16 protein-coding genes and 2 tRNA genes are annotated in these 19289 nt (G+C 61.6%); 11 read left to right on the top strand and 7 right to left on the bottom strand.

Features of this window, described 5'->3' with window-relative positions:
* Nucleotides 1–241 precede the first annotated feature (241 nt).
* A complete protein-coding gene (locus C482_RS21220) occupies nucleotides 242–742 on the top strand; it encodes a hypothetical protein (protein ID WP_006168197.1) in 501 nt (166 codons plus the stop codon).
* A 230-nt stretch (nucleotides 743–972) separates the two neighbouring features.
* Here the strand turns inward: C482_RS21220 and C482_RS13490 are convergent.
* Nucleotides 973–1047: transfer RNA gene (locus tag C482_RS13490), tRNA-Val, on the bottom strand.
* A gap of 179 nt (nucleotides 1048–1226) precedes the next feature.
* Between C482_RS13490 and trpD the strand changes: the two genes are divergently transcribed.
* Genes trpD through trpG form a run of 4 tightly spaced genes read left to right on the top strand, consistent with a single transcriptional unit; the run spans nucleotide 1227 to nucleotide 5401 of the window.
* Nucleotides 1227–2267, top strand: coding sequence for an anthranilate phosphoribosyltransferase (trpD, locus tag C482_RS13495; protein ID WP_006168198.1), 1041 nt, complete (start codon nucleotides 1227–1229; stop codon nucleotides 2265–2267).
* The gene (locus C482_RS13500; protein ID WP_006168199.1) at nucleotides 2264–2950 is read left to right on the top strand and encodes a phosphoribosylanthranilate isomerase; all 687 of its coding nucleotides are present in this window, start codon (nucleotides 2264–2266) and stop codon (nucleotides 2948–2950) included. Before trpD ends, C482_RS13500 begins: the two co-directional genes overlap by 4 nt.
* Complete coding sequence (trpE, locus tag C482_RS13505; protein ID WP_006168200.1) at nucleotides 2943–4751, top strand: anthranilate synthase component I; 1809 nt, start codon at nucleotides 2943–2945, stop codon at nucleotides 4749–4751. Before C482_RS13500 ends, trpE begins: the two co-directional genes overlap by 8 nt.
* Entirely contained in the window at nucleotides 4748–5401 is a 654-nt protein-coding gene (gene trpG, locus C482_RS13510; RefSeq protein WP_006168201.1) for an anthranilate synthase component II, read from the top strand. The genes trpE and trpG overlap by 4 nt, the downstream gene beginning before the upstream one ends.
* 129 nt (nucleotides 5402–5530) lie before the next feature.
* Here the strand turns inward: trpG and C482_RS21845 are convergent, their stop codons facing one another.
* Complete coding sequence (locus tag C482_RS21845) at nucleotides 5531–5698, bottom strand: hypothetical protein (protein ID WP_004267052.1); 168 nt, start codon at nucleotides 5696–5698, stop codon at nucleotides 5531–5533.
* A 447-nt stretch (nucleotides 5699–6145) separates the two neighbouring features.
* Between C482_RS21845 and C482_RS13515 the strand changes: the two genes are divergently transcribed.
* The gene (locus tag C482_RS13515; RefSeq protein WP_006168202.1) at nucleotides 6146–9280 is read left to right on the top strand and encodes an adenosylcobalamin-dependent ribonucleoside-diphosphate reductase; all 3135 of its coding nucleotides are present in this window, start codon (nucleotides 6146–6148) and stop codon (nucleotides 9278–9280) included.
* A 120-nt stretch (nucleotides 9281–9400) separates the two neighbouring features.
* Here C482_RS13515 and C482_RS13520 read toward each other — a convergent pair whose 3' ends face one another.
* On the bottom strand, nucleotides 9401–10294 hold the full coding sequence (locus C482_RS13520) for a formyltransferase family protein (protein WP_049896740.1): 894 nt from the start codon (nucleotides 10292–10294) through the stop codon (nucleotides 9401–9403).
* Between the two features lie 251 nt (nucleotides 10295–10545).
* Between C482_RS13520 and C482_RS22745 the strand changes: the two genes are divergently transcribed.
* Entirely contained in the window at nucleotides 10546–10695 is a 150-nt protein-coding gene (locus tag C482_RS22745) for an HVO_2523 family zinc finger protein (RefSeq protein ID WP_006168204.1), read from the top strand.
* A gap of 109 nt (nucleotides 10696–10804) precedes the next feature.
* Here C482_RS22745 and C482_RS13525 read toward each other — a convergent pair whose 3' ends face one another.
* The gene (locus C482_RS13525) at nucleotides 10805–11527 is read right to left on the bottom strand and encodes a TVP38/TMEM64 family protein (protein ID WP_049896734.1); all 723 of its coding nucleotides are present in this window, start codon (nucleotides 11525–11527) and stop codon (nucleotides 10805–10807) included.
* 229 nt (nucleotides 11528–11756) lie between these two features.
* On the opposite strand from C482_RS13525, the gene C482_RS13530 reads away from it, so the two are divergent.
* Together C482_RS13530 and C482_RS13535 are read left to right on the top strand one after the other, a co-directional pair.
* The gene (locus C482_RS13530) at nucleotides 11757–12299 is read left to right on the top strand and encodes a DUF5830 family protein (RefSeq protein WP_394295543.1); all 543 of its coding nucleotides are present in this window, start codon (nucleotides 11757–11759) and stop codon (nucleotides 12297–12299) included.
* Between the two features lie 68 nt (nucleotides 12300–12367).
* Complete coding sequence (locus C482_RS13535) at nucleotides 12368–12682, top strand: hypothetical protein (RefSeq protein ID WP_049896736.1); 315 nt, start codon at nucleotides 12368–12370, stop codon at nucleotides 12680–12682.
* A gap of 50 nt (nucleotides 12683–12732) precedes the next feature.
* Here the strand turns inward: C482_RS13535 and C482_RS13540 are convergent, their stop codons facing one another.
* Nucleotides 12733–13971 (bottom strand): DUF7115 domain-containing protein, encoded by a 1239-nt coding sequence (locus C482_RS13540; protein ID WP_006168208.1) that lies wholly within the window; start codon nucleotides 13969–13971, stop codon nucleotides 12733–12735.
* 102 nt (nucleotides 13972–14073) lie between these two features.
* On the opposite strand from C482_RS13540, the gene C482_RS21225 reads away from it, so the two are divergent.
* A tRNA-Met gene (locus C482_RS21225) sits at nucleotides 14074–14227 on the top strand.
* Between the two features lie 254 nt (nucleotides 14228–14481).
* Nucleotides 14482–14946, top strand: a complete 465-nt coding sequence (locus tag C482_RS13545; RefSeq protein WP_049896737.1) for a HalOD1 output domain-containing protein — start codon at nucleotides 14482–14484, stop codon at nucleotides 14944–14946.
* A gap of 209 nt (nucleotides 14947–15155) precedes the next feature.
* Here the strand turns inward: C482_RS13545 and C482_RS13550 are convergent, their stop codons facing one another.
* Together C482_RS13550 and C482_RS13555 are read right to left on the bottom strand one after the other, a co-directional pair.
* Nucleotides 15156–15452, bottom strand: a complete 297-nt coding sequence (locus C482_RS13550) for a HalOD1 output domain-containing protein (protein ID WP_006168210.1) — start codon at nucleotides 15450–15452, stop codon at nucleotides 15156–15158.
* Nucleotides 15453–15560: 108 nt separating this feature from the next.
* A complete protein-coding gene (locus C482_RS13555; protein WP_006168211.1) occupies nucleotides 15561–19229 on the bottom strand; it encodes a GAF domain-containing protein in 3669 nt (1222 codons plus the stop codon).
* Nucleotides 19230–19289: the final 60 nt, after the last annotated feature.

A 19289-nucleotide genomic window follows, 5' to 3' on the forward strand; every position in this document is an offset into this window, starting at 1 on the left:
GTCTCCGACTCGTTGTTGCAATCACCAACTACGAGCGAGGAAACGAACCGGGCTGTGAGAAGCTATGAGATGGATTCTATGACACGCTCGTAGCGAACAACCCGACACTGCCGAGGACGACGCCCCAGCGGCAGCCAACACCGGCGGGCAGGCAGCTACAGCCGACGAACACGAGCCGGACACGACTCCAGACGAATCAGCGGACACAGAGGCCGACAGCACAGCGGCTGATAACGACACGGTGGACGCGTCCGCCGGCAGTGCCAGCAGCACCATCGACTCCGAGCCAGGACACAACGTCGACGACGCCGCCAACGAACTCGCCGAGCGTATCGACAGCGGCGATGTCACCGGTGCAGACGTCCGTGCCGCCGAAGCCGGCACCGGCCGCGAGTCGACACCTGAGATCGACGACGTTGACCTCTCGCTGGACGACCTGGAGACGAGTTCAGGCGATGAGACGGGCTCGAACGAGAACAGCACAGCCACAGCCACAACATCCGCGAACTCGCTCCCCGACGACGCCGGTCCGCTTGCCGGCGCTGTCGACGCGACAGAGTCCCCAGTCGGGGCCAGGAGCGGAACAGCCAACGGTACTGCAGGAACGGATACTGAGAGCGAGATGGACTCGAGTGCAGGGATGAGTACGGAGACAGGTACAAGTGCAAGTGCAAGCGAAACTGTTGACGGCTCGGAGTCTGGTGGGTTCCTCGACCGACTGAAGCGATTCTTTTCGCGGTAGCCGTCGATCGGTCTTCGTCTTGGTACCGATGATCGAACTTGAGTACCCCGTCGAAAAACACAACCGCTCACGCAACTCGACGGGGTGCTGTCACAGTCAATGGCCGGCCCCGGTGTTTTGGTTTCCCTCACGTCGTTGACGACAGAAGCCGGTACTCGAATCGGTGTTCGCAGCAAGAGTACGGGGTGGGACAGACCTGTTACTCACGGACTTGCTCGCGACAGAAGTAGTGGGTTGGGGCAGATTTGAACTGCCGGCCTCCTCCATGTCAAGGAGGTGTCATAACCAGACTAGACCACCAACCCGTTCGGTTTTGCGTGCATCGTGGCGCGTCGCCACCTTGTCTGCACTCGTTGGTTGCCGGCCACCCTAATTGAAGGTTTCGAATCGGATGCCGTGCGCGAGTCGACCCCACGCTCCGACAGGCTTAATATGATGTACGGATTTGGGCATTGTAAGACAACTACGTACATTGGTGTCCACTATGCAGGAGTTCGTCGAACGAGTGACCGAGGGACAGGACCTAACACAAGCGGAGGCTCGAGCGGCGTCGACTGCCGTCTTCGAGGAAGCCACAGACGCACAGATCGGCGCACTGCTGACTGCGCTGCGTGCGAAAGGCGAGACGGAAGCCGAGATCGCCGGCTTCGCACAGGGTATGCGCGAGGCCGCGCGAACGATCACGCCCGACCGCGAGCCGCTAGTCGACACCTGCGGCACCGGTGGGGACGACTACAACACGATCAACGTCTCCACGACGAGCGCGATTGTCGCCGCCGGCGCAGGTGTTCCCATCGCAAAGCACGGCAACTACTCCGTTTCCTCTTCCTCCGGCAGCGCGGACGTACTCGAGGTCGCCGGCGTCGACGTGGAAGCCGAGCCGCCGTCCGTCGAGAATGCGATCGAGGACGATGGGATTGGCTTCATGCTCGCTCCGGTGTTCCACCCGGCCATGAAGGCCGTGATCGGTCCGCGAAAGGAACTCGGCATGCGGACGATCTTCAACGTACTCGGGCCACTGACGAATCCTGCGGGCGCAGACGCGCAGGTGATCGGCGTCTACGACCCCGAACTCGTGCCGATTCTCGCGGACGCTCTCGCACGGATGGACGTCGAGCGCGCGTTGGTCGTCCACGGTGCCGGCACCGACGAAATCGCGATCCACGGCGAGACGACCGTCGCCGAGGTCGAAGGCGATCAGGTCGAAGAGTTCACCGTCGAACCCGCGGATCTCGGACTCTCCGAACACGCAATCGGCGACATCGCAGGCGGAACCCCGGAGGAGAACGCGACCGATCTCCGCGGAATCGTCGCAGGCGACGTGACGGGAGCCAAGCGCGACGTGATCCTCGCCAACGCCGGCGCGGCGATCTACGTCGCGGGCGAGGCTGACTCCCTGGCAGAGGGTGCAACCATCGCACGCGAGGCAATCGAATCTGGCGCGGCGGCGACGAAGCTCAAGCACCTGTGTGGCGGCGCAGCTGACGCCGAGACAGCAGCCGAGGCGGAGCCGAGTGCCCAATGACGCGCGTCAAAATCTGCGGGCTAACGACCGAAGACGACCTACAGACCGCCGTCGACGCGGGCGCTGCCGCCGTCGGCGTCATCTGCGACGTTCCGGTCGACTCGCCTCGTGAAATCTCAGTTCAGGAGGCGCGCGAGCTCGTTGCGAGCGTTCCGCCGTTCGTCACGTCCGTTCTCGTTACGATGCCCGAAACGCCTGCTGCGGCTGCCGAACTGGCCGCAAGGGTCGAGCCCGACGCGCTCCAGATCCACGGCAGTCTCGACCTGGAGGCACTCGAGTCCGTTCGCGAACGGATCGACGCGGATCTCATCTACGCGGTCGATAGCCAGGCAGTCGACGAGGGGAACGCTGCTGCCGAAGCGACAGCGGCTGATGCGCTCCTCGTCGACACCACCGACGAAGACGGCGGCGGTGGCACGGGCGAGACCCACGACTGGGAGCGGACCCGAAATCTCGTGGCGGCACTCGAGACGCCCGTGATTCTCGCGGGTGGGTTGACCCCCGCGAACGTTGTAGAGGCGGTACAGACTGTCGAACCGTTTGCGGTCGACGTTGCAAGCGGTGTCGAGGCGACTGGCGGCGTGAAGGACACTGACGCCGTCCGGTCGTTTGTCGAGCAAGCGAGTCGTGGCGACGGAGAAGCATCGGCCCGACCGCATCCAGAACACACCTCATATGACTGATCTGACGCAGACGTACGACGACAGCCAGCCCGTCCAGTTCGACATCGACCGCGCGCAGTTCTGCGCCCTCGCAGCCGGCGAGGAGGAGACGACGGCAACGGGTTCCAACGGCGGGAACGACGGTGCCGACGAGCGCCCTGTCGTCGTCCGAGCCGTTGCAACGCTCGATGTCGAGACGACACCACTCACCGCATACGCGGCCCTGACCGGCCGCTCGACCGGCAGTGACTGCACGCGCTCGCCGTACGCCTTCCTGCTCGAGAGCGCCGACAAAACGCCCTCGAGCGACCCTAACGGCGCGTTCCGCCCACGATCCGACGGCACCGACCGCCACGCGCGCTTTTCGTACGTCGGCTACGACCCCGACGCCGTCGTCACGGTCGACCCCGACGGAACACACGTCGAGGCCCTCAGCGATCGAGCACCGCAGGCGGTACTCGAGTCCACTGCTAACAGCAACGGGGAGAAGGCTGGAGACGGGGACACCGTCGACAGCCTCCGACACGTCATGCCGGACGTCCGACTCGAGAACGTCCCAGACCACGACCGCAACCGCCAGCACCTCGACGGCGGTCTCGTCGGCTTTCTCGCCTACGACGCGGTCTACGACCTCTGGCTCGAGGAGGTCGGCTGCGAGCGGCCCGACTCGCGGTTCCCGGACGCCCAGTTCGTCCTGACCACGAAGACGCTCGCGTTCGACGAACACGACGGCACTGTCTCACTCGTCTTCACGCCGGTACTCGAGTCCGGTGACGATCCGGGTACGGTCTACGACGAACTCTGCGAGGAAGCCGCGGCCGTCGCGTCGACGCTTCGCGACGCCGAGCAGCCAGAAACGGGCGGCTTTGTTCGCAAGAACGAGGTCGCCGGCTCGCAGGCGACCTACGAGGAGAGCGTCGAACGCGCGAAAGAGCACGTCCTCGACGGCGACATCTACCAGGGAGTCATCTCCCGAACCCGAGAGCTCACCGGTGAGATCGATACACTGGGCTTCTACGAGGCGATGCGCGACGTGAATCCCTCGCCGTACATGTACCTCCTCGAGCACGACGATCTGACTGTCGTCGGTGCGAGCCCCGAGACCCTGATCTCGGTTCGGGGCACGGAGATCATGTCGAACCCGATCGCAGGCACTTGCGCCCGCGGGACGAGCCCCGTCGAGGACCGCCGACTCGCGGGTGAGATGCTCGCAGACGAGAAAGAACGCGCCGAGCACACCATGCTGGTCGATCTCGCGCGAAACGACGTGCGCCGGGTCGCAGACGCCGGCTCCGTCCGCGTCGACGAGTTCATGAACGTCCTGAAGTACAGCCACGTCCAGCACATCGAGTCGACGGTTACCGGCGACCTAGCCGCCGAGTCTGACGCATTCGACGCGACACGAGCGTCGTTTCCTGCCGGGACACTCTCGGGTGCGCCGAAGATCCGCGCGATGGAGATCATCGATAACCTCGAAACCGAGCCCCGCGGCCTGTACGGCGGTGGTGTCGGCTACTACTCCTGGACGGGCGATGCCGATTTCGCGATCGTGATCCGAACGGCGACGGTCGAGCACGAGGACGAGAACGGCAACGGGGACGGGGACGGGAACGCCCAGGACCGAATCCGCGTCCAGGCCGGTGCCGGACTGGTCGCCGACAGCGACCCCGAAGCCGAGTTCGAGGAGACCGAGAAGAAGATGGGCGGCGTGCTCGCAGCACTCGAAGCTATCGAGGGAGAGCCTGCTGACGTTGGCACACAGACGGAATCCGAGTCGGGCAGTTCACAAGCCGACGCTGAGCCACAGGAGGTGCGCCGATGAGCGAGCAGCTCGGTACTCGAGATGCAGGGACACAGCACAGCGGTGGCCAACACCAGCGCATCCTCTTCATCGACAACTACGACTCCTTCACGTACAATCTCGTGGAGTACGTCAGCCAGCAGGACGGCACCGAGGCAGAGGTTCTCAAAAACACCGCCACACTCGAGGAGGTGCGCGCCGTCGAGCCGGACGCAATCATCATCAGCCCCGGACCCGGCCACCCGAAAAACGACCGCGACGTCGGCGTCTCGATGGCCGTCATTCGCGAACTCAGTCCGGAAATTCCCACACTTGGCGTCTGTCTTGGCCTCGAAGCCGCCGTCTACGAGTACGGCGGCAGCGTCGGTCGGGCACCCGACCCGATTCACGGCAAGGCCTCGAGCGTCGACCACGATGGGGCGGGCGTCTTCGCTGGTCTCGAACAGGGGTTTCAGGCCGGGCGCTACCACTCACTGGTTGCGACCGAGGTCCCGGACTGCTTCGAGATTACCGCAACGGCGATTCACGGTGACGGTGTCGATGATGATTCCGAACTCGTCATGGGGATTCGTCACCAGGAATACCCACTCGAGTGCGTCCAGTTCCATCCGGAGAGTGTGCTCACTGCTGCGGGACACGATATTATCGAGAACTTCCTCGAGCAGGTGTGAACAGCGCCAGTCGAGCAGGAGAGGGGGAGTCGAACGAGTTGGATCGGGCGGCGGTGTGGTGGAACTGGCTGCTTGCTGAATCAGGTATCTCTAACCAGAATAGCGTGATGAACGGGTCTGTCGTCGTTCTCAACCGAGATAGCCGACCGTGTAGAGGCCGGCGAGGACGACCGCGGCGATGAGGCCGAGGCGGATGGCGAGTTTGATTGCGATGCGAATCGCGACGATGGCGACTGCGACGGCGGCGAGTCCCGCCAGGACGAGCAGCACCGTCGACCCCGTTAGTGGTTCGAGCATAGTCAAATCCCCGTACCCCAGTGCCGTAATCTTTCCGGATATCGTGACAACAGAGAATCACTGAGTGTTCATCGTCGGTGACTCGTTTCCAGGAGACTCACTCCCAGGGAAGTAATGCGTCAATTTCGGCGCTTTTTGTTCTACCAGAATCCTGGTATATGAGCGCTCTCGGCTTCACTTTCAGGATGGTCTGATAATCGTTAAGGCACTTGACTACGTAGTTGTGAACACGACCAACGAGGGCTCTCCACGGCCCTCTCACGACAGACAGGAGAGAGGCATCACTCCAATCAAATTTGTGTTACTCCAACATAGGTGGGATAACAACACCACATTTTATGAGGCATGCATGAATACCAGACCTTCGTCACGAATGATGAGAGCCAGGACTCCGCAAGACGTACGAATCGACACAGCGCGACGTAACACCAGCGAGGTGACGCGCGCGTGAGCGAACACGACATTTCCGCGGCCGACCTCACCCTCCCTATCAAACGTACTGAGGGGGAGACACTCGAGGAGCGGATGACGGCCAACGCCTACCATAACATTCTGCCAGCCCGCTATCTACGCAAGGACGCCAACGGCGACCTCATCGAAGAGCAGGAAGATCTCTTCGAACGCGTTGGCGAGAACATTGCACTAGCCGAAGCTGTCTACGAGGCCGAAAAGCACGACCTCGAGATCACCGTTACGCCGGACCAACTCAAGCCCGACCACCCGCGCCGAGACGAACTCGCCGCGGAGGTCTTCGGCGAGGGAACGACTGCAGACGACGATGTTGAGACGGTCCTGACAGAACACAACGTCAACAAGTTCGCCTACGAAACCATCGTTCCGGAGCTGCCGAGCGAGGTCCGCGAGCACGTCGAAGACGTCGCAGACACGTTCACCGAGGGCATGGAAACGCTCTCGTTCATGCCGAACTCGCCAACCCTGATGAACGCCGGCGACGAACTCCAGCAGCTCTCGGCCTGTTTCGTCATGTCTCCGGACGACGACCTCTCTGATATCCACGAGACGGCCAAGAAGGCCGCAGAGGTCTTCCAGTCCGGCGGCGGCGTCGGCTACGGGTTCTGGCAACTGCGACCCTACGGCGACGCGGTCGGCTCCACGGGCGGGATCGCCTCCGGGCCGATCACCTTCATGCGCACGTACGACCAGCTCTGTGAGACCATCGCCCAGGGCGGCACCCGTCGCGGTGCCCAGATGGGTATCATGCGCGTCTCCCACCCCGACGCCATCGAGTTCATCCACGCGAAGAACAAGGACGTCTCCCTGGCCCACTGTCTCCGTCTCAACGACCCCGACGACTACACCTACACGTCCTTCAGCGAGGCACTCGAGGAGGCCCGCGAACTCATCGACGAGGACGGGCGCGTCCCGAAGCACCTCCGCAACGCCGTCGAAGGCCATCTCTCTAACTTCAATATCTCCGTTGGCGTTACCGACGCGTTCATGGAAGCACTACAGAACGACGAAGAGTACACCTTCACCAACCCACGGACGGAGGAACCCCACATCGCGACCGAGGAGACCAAGGAGATGTACAGCCGCTACGACCTCGGTGACCACGTCGAGGTCGGTGAGCCGCTGTCGATTCCCGCGGAACTCATCTGGGAACGGATCGTCGAGGGCGCTCACGAGAACGGCGAGCCTGGCGTGATCTACCTCGAACGAGTCAACAAGGAACACTCTTTCGACACCGAGGCGCACGAAGACCACCGCATCCTGGCGACGAACCCCTGTGGCGAACAGCCACTCGAGGAGAACGAAGCCTGTAACCTCGGCCACATCAACCTCTCGACGCTCGCAGATACGAACGCTCCCGACTGGCGCGTCTGGTCCGATGCTCACGCAGACGAGTACGATTCACAGGCAGAGGCCGTCGACGCCTTCCTAACCGAGGCCATCGACTACGAGGAGTTCGACGAGCGCATCGAGTACGGAACTCGATTCCTCGAGAACGTCGTGACGATGTCCGACTTCCCGGTCGAGGATATCGAGCAGACCGTCCGCGACATGCGCAAGATCGGCCTGGGAATCATGGGGCTCGCACAGCTCTACATCCAGCTTGGCATCCGCTACGGTAGCGACGAGGGTAACGAAGTCGCCCGCCAGCTGATGACCCACATCAACCACGGTGCGAAGGCGACGAGCCACGAACTCGCGACCGAGCGCGGCTCCTTCAACGACTGGGACGAATCCAAGTACGCGAACCCAACCGAGTACCGCGAGTGGTTCGAGCACCAGACCGGCGAGGATGCAGACGACTGGGAGGATGGCTTCCCAATTCGGAACCACAACGTCACGACCATCGCACCGACTGGAACGACGAGCATGGTCGGCAACACCACCGGCGGCTGTGAGCCAATATACAACGTCGCCTACTACAAGAACGTCACCGACGATGTCCAGGGCGACGAGATGCTCGTCGAGTTCGACGACTACTTCCTCCGAACGCTCGAGGCGAACGACATCGATGTCGACGCCGTCAAGGAAGAGGCTCAAGAGCAGATGGCGACCAACCAGTTCGAGGGCGTCGAAGGGCTCTCGACGGTGCCGGACGCGATCGGTGAACTGTTCGTCATCACTTCGGACCTCTCGGCAAAACAACACGCTGCAGTCCAGTGTGCCTGCCAGAAGGGTGTCGACTCTGCCATCTCGAAGACTGTCAACGCGCCCAACGACTCCTCGCTCGCAGACGCCAAGGACGTCTTCGAGTGGGTCTACGAGAATGGCGGTAAGGGCGTTACTTACTACCGCGACGGCACCCGCTCGAAGCAGGTGCTCACCACGCGTGCGGACAACGCCGACTTTGCCGACGAAACCGAAGCCGCAGAAGCGCTCGTCAACCAGATCGACGACATCTTCGGCGGATTCGAGGCCTTCCTCGAGAGCGAGGACGTGCAGGCGGCCCTCGACGACGACATCGATCCGCTCGCTTCCGAGCCAGACCAGTTCCGCGACCCTGACGCCGAGCCGATCCACGTCGACTTCACCGAGAAGCGCGAACGACCCGACGCGCTCCAGGGCGTTAGCCAGCGCATCGACACCGGCTACGGCAAGGTCTACGTGACGATCAACGAAGATCCAGAAACCGGCCAGCCGTTCGAACTGTTCGCGAACATCGGCCACTCGGGTGGCTTCACGAACTCCTTCACCGAGGCGCTCGCGAAGGTCATCTCGACCTCGCTGCGCTCGGGTGTCGACCCAGAAGAGATCGTCGACGAACTCTGTGGTACCCGCTCGCCGAAGATTGCCTGGGACAAGGGCGAACAGATCCAGTCGATTCCGGACGCCATCGGCACCGCAATGCGCCGATACCTGGAAAACGAGATCGACAAGCCGTACCCGACCCAGCAGACGCTCGAGGACGCGGCTGAAGCCGACACTGAAACCGAGTTCGGCGAGCCAGAGACCGACGGCGGAGCCGGTCTCGCCGACCGCGACACCGAAGACGCAACGCAGGATCTCATCGACGCCGGCGAGTCACCGGAATGTCCGTCCTGTGGCGCACTCTCGCTGTACTTCTCCGAAGGCTGCAAGACCTGCGAGTCCTGTGGCTGGAGCGAGTGCTGACTGGCAGGAGTAGCCTGCCAGCTGACGGCTCAATCGCGACCGAAGCGTCCTATCTCTCTCTCTCTCTCTACGCTTCGATTATTTCGCACCACATCCCTCTCTCGCTGCTTGGACCCCTACTCACGACGAGTCGTCTACGTGGTGGCTCTGTGTTTCGTTCTGATGGCTTCGCGTCTTGTTCCCAGTGACGAAGTTTCCTGCAACCGCCCGGCGAACCACGTTCGTCCCGTTCTTGCGTAAAAATCGACCCAGCTCACGAACCGTCGGCGACGACCGGTATGGCCCCAGCGACTCTGGAACCATCGGCTCGAAGCCGGGCTCGTTCAGCTTCTGAAGGCCTTCAACCAGCAACTCCCCCAGTATCGACCGCTGTCGCCGTTTAACCGCCCCATACGTATCTCGCGGCCCGATCGGAACGTCGTCAACGGCGACGATCCGCCCACCGTCGACCCGTCGAGTGAGCTGTTGCAACGTTACACCCGCCGACGGCTCGTCCGCCAGATACTCCCAAACCGTCCCGATTCGCCCCCTGTACTCCCGGATATCTCCAAAGTGAAACGAAAGCACACCGTACTCGAGTGCCTCCAAAATACGACCGGTCAAGAGCCCGAAACCGAAACGAACCGCGACATCGGTTTCGGCTGTGATGGTGTCGATGACCGGACCGGGAAGCGATCGCCAGCGGTCGTCTTCCCAGTGTGGCGAACAGCGGACGACAGCGGCGTCGTCGAGCGCGTTGACCGTCGAATAGTGGTATCGCTCGTCGTACGATGGAGGACCACGTATCGCTCGTGAGACAGCGGTAGCCCCACAGACTGGGGCCCACGTTCCCCAACTACGGAGGCGGCGAACCAGATATGCTGGGGACTGCTCTCGAAGCCGGAACGTTTCGTCGTTGATAACAACGAGTGGGATCTCGACCGTGGTGTGAGCGGCGAGTTCTCTCACGGCCGCCAGCTGATATGCGGGACAACACTCGTCGTCGAGGAGCAGACAGACGCGCTCACAGTCCATCGACAGAATGTACATGAATTGGGGGTTTCAACGCTGGCTCACAGTTGCGTTACTGCGAGTGATACGAACTGTTAAGTGAGTGAAGACAACGTTGGGCCAGGCCTTCGCTGCGTTCATGCGACTGGAACTCGTCGCTCGAACTGAATGTCGTGTCTCTCGAGTTCAACTGAGAGTACAAATGAGAACCGACGGCTGGCAGCGAGTAGCGACCAGCCGTTCGAGACAACTACCGTGTCAACCTACGACCTGCGATGACTGATTCAACCGACGCGAACCGTCAACCCAGACAGAACGGTCAACCCTGCCCGCAGTGTGAGACACCGATGTACAAACGCCACTGTAAGTACGTCTGCCCGCAACACGGGGTCGTGTTCGACTGTGCGGATACGTTCTGGGTATGACATCCTCCGCGCCCTGAAGGGCGCGGTTTCCTCCGTGAGAGTTGCCACCATTCCCGTTCTCACAATGTCTCCACTCGTCACGGTCTGACTAAGTGGCGAGCAAACCGCATCAGCCGTCGAGTGCAGAGTGATCCTCGGGTTCGGGTTGGGTCCGGAACACGCGATATGCAGGCCCAGCGAGCAGGACTAGCGCTGCCAGACAACACGCAAGCGTCAGCGCAAGCCCCAGTTCGCCGAACCCACCAGCCGTGACGGTTCCCGCGGAGGCACCGACAACGACGGCCGCGATCGTCCACGGCAGTTCGCCAAGTACGGTGCCGATCACGAAGTGGCGGTAGCTGACACCGCTTGCGGCCGCAGCGCAGGTCGAGAGATCCGAGGGGATCGGTGCCAGCCGCGACGCAGCGACGCCACGAATCGGACCGGCGGTTGTGAAGTACCGCTCGACAACGGAATTCGTGCGCCCAAGGGCTGATTCGAACCAGCTGTTGGTCGCTGTTGTTGCGGTAGCGGCTGAGCCACCGAGCGTTCCGCGAGCAACGAAAAAGATCGGCGTCACCGTAACGACCACGCCGACGAGCGCGACCGGAACACCCACCGTCACACCGAGGCCGTAGCCGACCACCGCGGCCAGCGGCGTCGTCGGCCAGGCAAAGAGCGGCCGAACGAGATACAACCCGACGATTGCAGCCCCGAAGAGCGTCGGATTCGTCGTTACCGACTCCATCGCCGCCACAGTCGCAGTCGGCGAGACGAGCAGCCCCGCGGTGATCGCTGCGCTGACGAACAGCACGCCAGCGAGTACTCGAGTAGACACCGAGGGAACCGACATCGGTCAAGATTTTGGAGCGGGTGTTGAAGCTTTTCTGCTCTGGTTCTGTTCTGGTCGCGCTCCGGGTGGAGAGAACGTCACCGGCCAATCGACAAACGTGGCTCAGGACGGCTCCGCGGCCGAAACGTCACAACGTTTATTCGCACTGCTCTGTGAGCACTCATCGATGGTGCGCGACGGGGCCGATTCCGACGGTGAGACAGCTGACGATGCCAGCGAAGACACTGATTTGACTCCCAAAACAGGTCGGGAGCCTGCCGACGGTGAACGGCTGACGGATTGGCAGGACCGGCGTGGCGAAGGCGAGTACCAAACGACGGCGGCGGCCCCGTCGGAGGCTGACGAACGACAGCGTCCGGCTACCGAGACCGATGAGACCGGCTCTGGAAACACGACCGCACGGTATACACACGACGACGACCGCGTCGAACTCGGCCTCGCGTTGCTCGAACGACTCGAACACGACTCGCTCTCGCTCGCCGATGTCGTCGACCGCATCGAGACAGTGACGAGTGATCCAACCGTCACGCGGACGATACTCGACGAGGCCGAACTCCGGGGAATCATCGACCGCGAGGACGGCATCGTCCGGCCGAAGAGCCGCCAGTACGTCCGCTTTGAGCAGGATGTGGTCCAGCGAGAGGGTGAGTTCGACTGCCAGCGCTGTGGCTGTGGCCTCTCGACCGGCCACTTCATCAAACTCGAGGCGGGCGAACTCGGCCCCTTTGGCTCCTCGTGCATTCGGAAGGTTACGGGTCGGGAAACGGACTAAGAGAGACGAAGGTGAACGGGCCAGGTTTCGAATCGATACTATCTGCATCTGGAGACGCCATACCGAGGTTGTACAACACGCGACACGAGACGGTTGTCCGGTTCGTCCCACATCGCGCTATCGAGGACTGCACATGCTACCGCGGTATCCTACCCAGAGTGCTCGGCCTCGGCTCGGTCTGTCTTCGACTCGAGGAGCCACCGACCGGAGCTCGGGACGGGCGCTTTCGAACGGTGTTCTCGAGTACCGAAAGCGCTTCGTTCGGGGCGGACGATGACGACGTGGATGTCCTGTTGCGGGCGCTCCCAGTGGCAGAGGCACAGCGTGCAAGGGAGCTGATCGACAACCGTCATCGACAGCGCCCAGAAGCGACGACTACCTGAAGAGAATAACAGACACCGACGCGTTGATCGAAACTAAAACCGAAGCGCGACTACCGACCCTGTCGAAGCTCGGTAATTAACTGCTCGATCGTTTCCTGCTGTCGCTCGATGAGTTCGTTCTGTTCCTCGACCGCCGTCTCGAGTGCATCGAGTCGATCGAGCACCTCGGGTGCGGGAGTCGGGTCAGTATCGGGGGCGGTGTCGCCATCATCCGTACTCGAGTCGGCTGGCTCTTCGAAGATCGGATCGGTATCGACGATTCCAGAATCTCGTGTGGATGTCTCCTCGGGGGTGCCAGCAGCGACATCGCTATCGGACGGTGTGGACTGTGGCGAGTCAGCCGAGCTGGCGCTGGTCGACGGCTCCTGGCCCTGCTGTCCCCACTCTTCGACACTGGCGGGCTCGCTCGACGCGTTAGACGGTGTCTCTGTCTGTGCCTGCGTCTCCTGATCCTGCTGGGCGAGCGGGTCTGAGGACGCAGCGTGGCTTGCCTGTGCCTCGGAGTCGACCACCGGCTGGTCCTGGTCCTGTTCCTGAGCACGACCACTATCTTCCCGATCCGTCAGCTCTGGTGGATTCGCATCGAGCGGATCGACACCGTCGCCGAAGTCCATCGATGAACCGGACTCTTCGGGTTCGTCGTCCTCCTCGACACCAACCACGTCATTGAGCTCAGCAAGCGAACTCACGTCGTGGTACTCGAACAACGCACGCTGGAGGCGTTCCCGGAGATCGTTTGCCTCGTCGTTCGGTGCTTTGATCCGTTGGGGCCGACCGTCGACTGAAAGGACAATCTGGGTCGCGACGCTACCGTCCTCGAAGGACAGGTTCGTCACATCCTCAAAGGCATACTCCTCGTAATCCTCGTCCCAGACCGCAGCACCGATGTGCTTGACCAGTCGGTCACTCGTGATGATCAGCGTCAACTCGCTGAAACGGTAGGTCTGGACGACCGTCTCGCCAGCGTTTGTAATCTCGTTGCCGTTCAGGACACCCGCAATAACCGGGTGTAACACGTCGTCCGTTACCTTCGCTGGCACGGTAAACTGCCTGTCGTCCTCGAGTGGGTACTCGAGTGTGAACTTGGTTTTGCGTCGGCCTTCCGAGAGGGTGAGCCGGTCGGCGTCGTGTGGGTAGTCGTCGACTGATTCATCGCTCAGGAGACCCTCGGAGCGATAGACGAGTGTTCTCGAAGATGTGACGAAGAGTTCGTCCTCCCCCCCGAGCGAGACTCGTGCGGCGATCTCCTCGCCATCGAGAGTAGATTGAACGATGCCGGGAACGTTCATGGGTCGCAGTTCGTAATAACGTGTGATAAATCCGTGGGTCCAGATTGCACGACGAACGGGAATGAGAAGCTTAAAGAAAGGCAGGCGACTACCGAAGAGTGAGCCCGGGTGGCTTAGCTGGACATAGCGCCGCACTCATAGGGTTCAGAGATTCGGTGCGGTTTCGCCTTGGAAGCCTCCGTGTCCCCACGAGGACTCTGCCGAGCCTCGGACCTGGGACATGCGGAGATCGAGGGTTCGGAGCCCTCCCCGGGCATTTTTGAAGACACCACGAGTCGGAAACGAGTGGTAACGCCGAAACTATCGAGGAGGTGAAGAACTCGGTGGGTCTCACGCGAACGCCAGCAAGCGTAAGTCAGGAAATTCAGCGGCATTGCATGGTTCTGTGGCCGCTTTGGATATTCTTCGTCAGTCAATTGTATCCCGAGAGTGTCAGGCGTCAGACGAACGGCAGCCGAGCGTCAGCAAACCATCATCGGATTTATGTGACGTGATGTGGCAGAGAGGATCATGGGGACGGGGATCGACCCGAGTCAAAACGTTATCCAGCAGATCGCAGCGATCGAAGGGCTTGAGCCGGCAGAACTCGAGCCGCCGCTGTACAAAGTAATCGACCCGCACGCACTCGATGCGTTGGTCCAGACACAGACACGGACCAAGACGATCGGTGTAGTGCGTGAAGCAGGTGCTGGTAGTGGCACTGAAACGAAGACTGACACTGAACCGAGAACAGGGACTGGGGAAGAGACAGAAACAGGGACAGAAAGAGACGGAACAGGGACAAACACGGGAACAGACGCTACAACGGGGACTGAGACAGCGTACACACCCACCGCGGGACTCTCGCAGATCGTGTTTACGTACCGTGGACACCGAGTTCAGGTCGACGGTACCGGTGCCGTCGAGATCACGCCACACCACCAGCCGGGATCAGGGTCGGGCTCAGGCTCGACGGAGGATGCCCAGAGCGATTGAGGGCCGTCAAATCGGCGAGTTCAACGGAGAGGTGGGCGTGCCGAGAGACACAGGAACGAATCACCGCCGTGAGCGACTGCGCCGTAAGCAGATTCACTGCCATGTGCCACTGATACGCAATATCACGACAGTACGCCGCCAATCAACTCACAAAGACGAACCAGCCCGACAGACAAAAGCAGCTACCACTTCCTGCTCTCGAACAGAAACTAGGATTCGACCCGAATCGTTCCATCCGCAGTCACAGTGACGAGACAGTCATTGTATTCGAAGGTCGCTGAGCCGTTATTTCTGAGCCCGTTCGCACGCGGCTCAAACAGTCGCTCGAGTGCATCGGCGTTGATGGCGTAGTGCAACGGTTCGAGTTCAGTTGGATCTGCGTTGCAAACGGTGGCAACAGCGGTTGCAATCGTGACGCTCAGCGGTTCGTCGTCAAGTCGATCGTACTGTACAGTATACTCCCCTTTCGCGACTGGTGATTGTGAAGTCATTTCGATCTCAGTCATTGCTGTCGACCCCCGGCTTTCGGTGGAAGGCATCCCTACCTTCACGATTGGTTGCAAAGAGCCTGACCGTTAACTGTGTAACTACGCCGAACAAGGGCGGTTAAACAGTTAACCATCGCTCGTCGAGAGCGTGTCGTCGAACAGTGTATCGAAGAGTTTCGCCTCCGACGCGCGGATATGCTTATGAAATGCTGGCGACGAAATATCGAGCGAGTCCGCGATTGCTTCGCCGGTCGTCTCGCGCGGCCAGTCGAAGAATCCGCCGTGGTATGCGGTCTGGACGACCTCGAGCTGGCGCTCGGTCAACTGATCCAACAGTGCACTCCGACTTGTTGCATCGAGGGTCAGCGGTTCTTCTGCGGGTTGTTCACGCCGGGCGACCATCGTAGCGTCGACACCGTTTCGATCGAGTGCTGAGAGAATGTCTCGAATTTCGACGGCATCCGGTACATCGAGCCGAGCCCGGGTCGGTTCGTGTGCCACGGCCGAGACCGACCGGAGCGCTCCACCCTGTGAATCGACGACAGAGCCGAGGAAGGTGCCGACAATCCGTAGTTGGAGGAGCGTCTGCCCGTTGGAAGTCGCGATAACCGAGCCCTCGACGATCCCCGTGAGTTCTTCTAGCTCGACGGTATCGAGAGAGGCAGACACCATCTCGGTCCCCTCGTCGCTGCTGTCAGCCTCGTCTTCCAGCCCGTTTACGGAAACGAAGACAACCGTCTCGTCCGAGCTAGCTGTCGCGCCCTCGAGTTCGATCGCTGCCTCAAGATGAGTTGCGAGGTCGCCGAGAATCGAGCCGTGTTCGATCTCGAGCTCAACCTCGGTTCGCTCCTCATCGGTGGCGGCCCGTCTCCGTTTGACGGCGTCGATAGAGTAGGCGATGGTCTCGCCGAGTTCGGCGAGCACCTCTCGGAGCCGGTCGTCGAAGGCGTTCTGGTCGTCAGCATAGAGCGTGAGCACGCCATAGAGGAAGTCGTCGTAGACGAGCGGAACGGCGTATACGGATTGGAACGTCTGCGAGAGTGCGTCGGCGCGCCAGTCGCCGTCGTGGACGGCATCTGCGATGTTGTCGACGGCAGTTGGCGTCCGTGTCCGGGCAGTTCTCCCTGCTGGTTCGGCCGCCGAGTCGTCGACGGTTGTCACGGCAACGGACTCCAGATAGCCGTGATCGCGGCCGGCTTGGGCCCGCACACGCAGTTCATTTCCGCTCGGGTCCGGCGCGCCGATCCAGGCCATCGAACAGACCTCGAGTTCGGCGAGTCGGGTGCAGATTCCCTGCTCGATTTCCGAGCGCGAACCGGCCATCAACAGCAGCTGTTCGATCTCTTGTCGGACGCCGTTCGCCGCGTTGAGGCGCTCGAGTCGGTCATTCTGCTGCTTGAGTTCGCGTTCGCGTTCGTGCAGTCTACGGGTTCGGCCAATTCGATCAAGCGCCGCCTCTGCGGTGCGGGCGAACAACTGGGCAAGCTCGACCGTTTCGTCGTCGTACGTGTTCCGTTCCGGCGACGCGGCAACGAGGACGCCGTGTTCGCCGAGCGGGACAAAGAGCACGCTACGAGCGTCTGTCTCAGGATCGTACACGCCCTCTTTCTGGGACACATCGCCGAAAACCGACGGTGATCCCGAGACGAACGTTTCCCAGGCGAGACACTCCCCCGGCTGGAACCGCGGCGGTGGCCCAACGAGGGACTCGAGTGCAGTCGAGTAGGCGGCGGGGACGAGCTCGTTTTGTTGGTCGTCGAACCGGTAGACGCAGGCGTCGAGGTCGAGCACATCAGCGGCGACGTCGACAATATACTCGCAGGCGGCCTGTTTCGATTCGACGGTAAGTAGGTGGCTCGTGGCGTCGTGGAGGCCGTTGAGCGTTTCCTGATACTGGACGCGCTCTGTGACGTCGACCGCGGTGCCGATGATACGCTCGATTTCGGAGTCGTCGCCGTCTGCCGCGGTGGATTCGATATCGCCCCTGGCGCTATCGACCGTAATCGGCCGACACCAGGCGTCGAGTATCCGTCCATCGATCTCGTTCTGGACGTGAATCGGGTAGCCCTCGAGTGCGGCGCGGAAATCGGTGCGGACTTTGGGGTAATCGTCGAAGAGATCGAGGATGGATCTTCCCACGACTTCCTCCGGTACCGTATCGAGTCGCTCGAGACCCTGTCCCTCGGCCAGGGTCACCGTGCTGTCGGGATCGAGCGTAAAGAGGATGAGTGGTGCGTTGTCGACGATCGCCTGCAACCGTTCAGTGCGGACTTCGAGTTCACGCTCGCGTTCGATGCGGTCGGTCACGTCCCGGAAGTAGACCGAGACACCGGTCGAGGAAGGATAGATTCGCGCTTCGATCCAGCGGTCATGTGGCCCGTAATAGCGTTCGAGCGACCGGAGTTCCTGTTCTTCCATCGATTCGATCGCGGCTCGCTGGAAGTCCGTGCCGGCCATTTCCGGAAAGACCTCAAGAATCGGTTCGCCGAGCAGCGCTTCTTTGTCGGCCTCGAGCGTGGCTGCAGCCTGTTCGTTGACGTAGGAGAATTGCCAGTCCGCATCGAGAGCAAAGAACGCGTCCGTCACACGGCGAAACGACTCATCCAGTTCTCGTTCGACCCGATGATACTCGGTGACGTCTCGGACCGAGGCAACGATACCGTTGACCGGATCGTCGCCGAGTCGGTTCGTCAGCGTTGCCTCGTAGATACCCCATGTTTCGGTGTCCCCACTGGTTCGACACTGGTACTCGACTGCCTCTGTCGAGCCGACTGCAGCCGATCTCACGGCCGCAATCGCGTTACGGACACCCTCGGTATCATCGGGGTGGATCCGGTCGAGGAAGTGAGTACCACACAGCGTCTGCAGGTCGTCCGCGGTCGCACCCGTCGGCTCTGGCGCACTCGAGTCGTCTTCGGCCGACGGACTGACGTAGGTAATCTCGCCCGTCTCGTCGAGAACGAACAGCAGGTCAGCAGAGCGCTCGAGCAAGGATCGGTACCACTCGCGCTGGGCCGTGACTGTCTCGGTCAGTGTGGCGAACTGGACCGTCCGCTGTAACCGGTGCTCGAGTTGGTGGCGGGACTCGAGTGTCGCCTGTGGGACGATTTCGGTGGGTGTCGGTTCTGCTTCTGCTGCTGGCGCTGCAGGATCGGCCGCAGAGTCAGTGTCGGTGACCTGAGCGTCACCGATGGGTCCGGTGTCGAGGGACGAGTCGGCGGAGCCGTCGGCACCCTCGTCGAACGAGACCGACACGCGCTGGGATTCGCTGGCTGTCTGGGCTGTCCCTTCGGGTGGCGTGTAGAGGATGGGACACTCGAATTCGGAGTTCGGATCACGTGTCTCGACCGCATGGATCGAATCGAGATCATCAGTGAGGATGCAGTGGGGTGGTGGCTGTGTGGTTGCTGATTCCGGGTTTGCGTTGGCGTTAGCGTTCCCGTTGGCGTCGGGGTTTGCGTTGGCGTTAGCGTTCCCGTTGGCGTCGGGGTTTGCGTTGGCGTTAGNGGCGTTAGCGTTCCCGTTGGCGTCGGGGTTTGCGTTGGCGTTAGCGTTCCCGTTGGCGTCGGGGTTTGCGTTGGCGTTAGCGTTCCCGTTGCTGTTGTTGTTGCCATCTCCGTCCACCTCCAGAGAGGCCGTCACGACGGAAACGACATCACTCTCCGCGAGCGTCTCGGAGACGGTGTTGCGTACGGAGGTCGAACCAGTGGCGAGAACGCGAACGGGGGAGGGAACGGAGAGACCGGACGACGACGCGGGGGGCTCGGGCTGAGAGGCATCGAGCCAGTCGTTCATACAGCCACTGCGTGCAGCAACGACAAAAGCTTCGCGCAGAATTATTTCCGAGCTTCTTCG

Origin of the sequence: Natrialba chahannaoensis JCM 10990, from assembly GCF_000337135.1 — an archaeon.
GTDB classification, from domain to species: domain Archaea; phylum Halobacteriota; class Halobacteria; order Halobacteriales; family Natrialbaceae; genus Natrialba; species Natrialba chahannaoensis.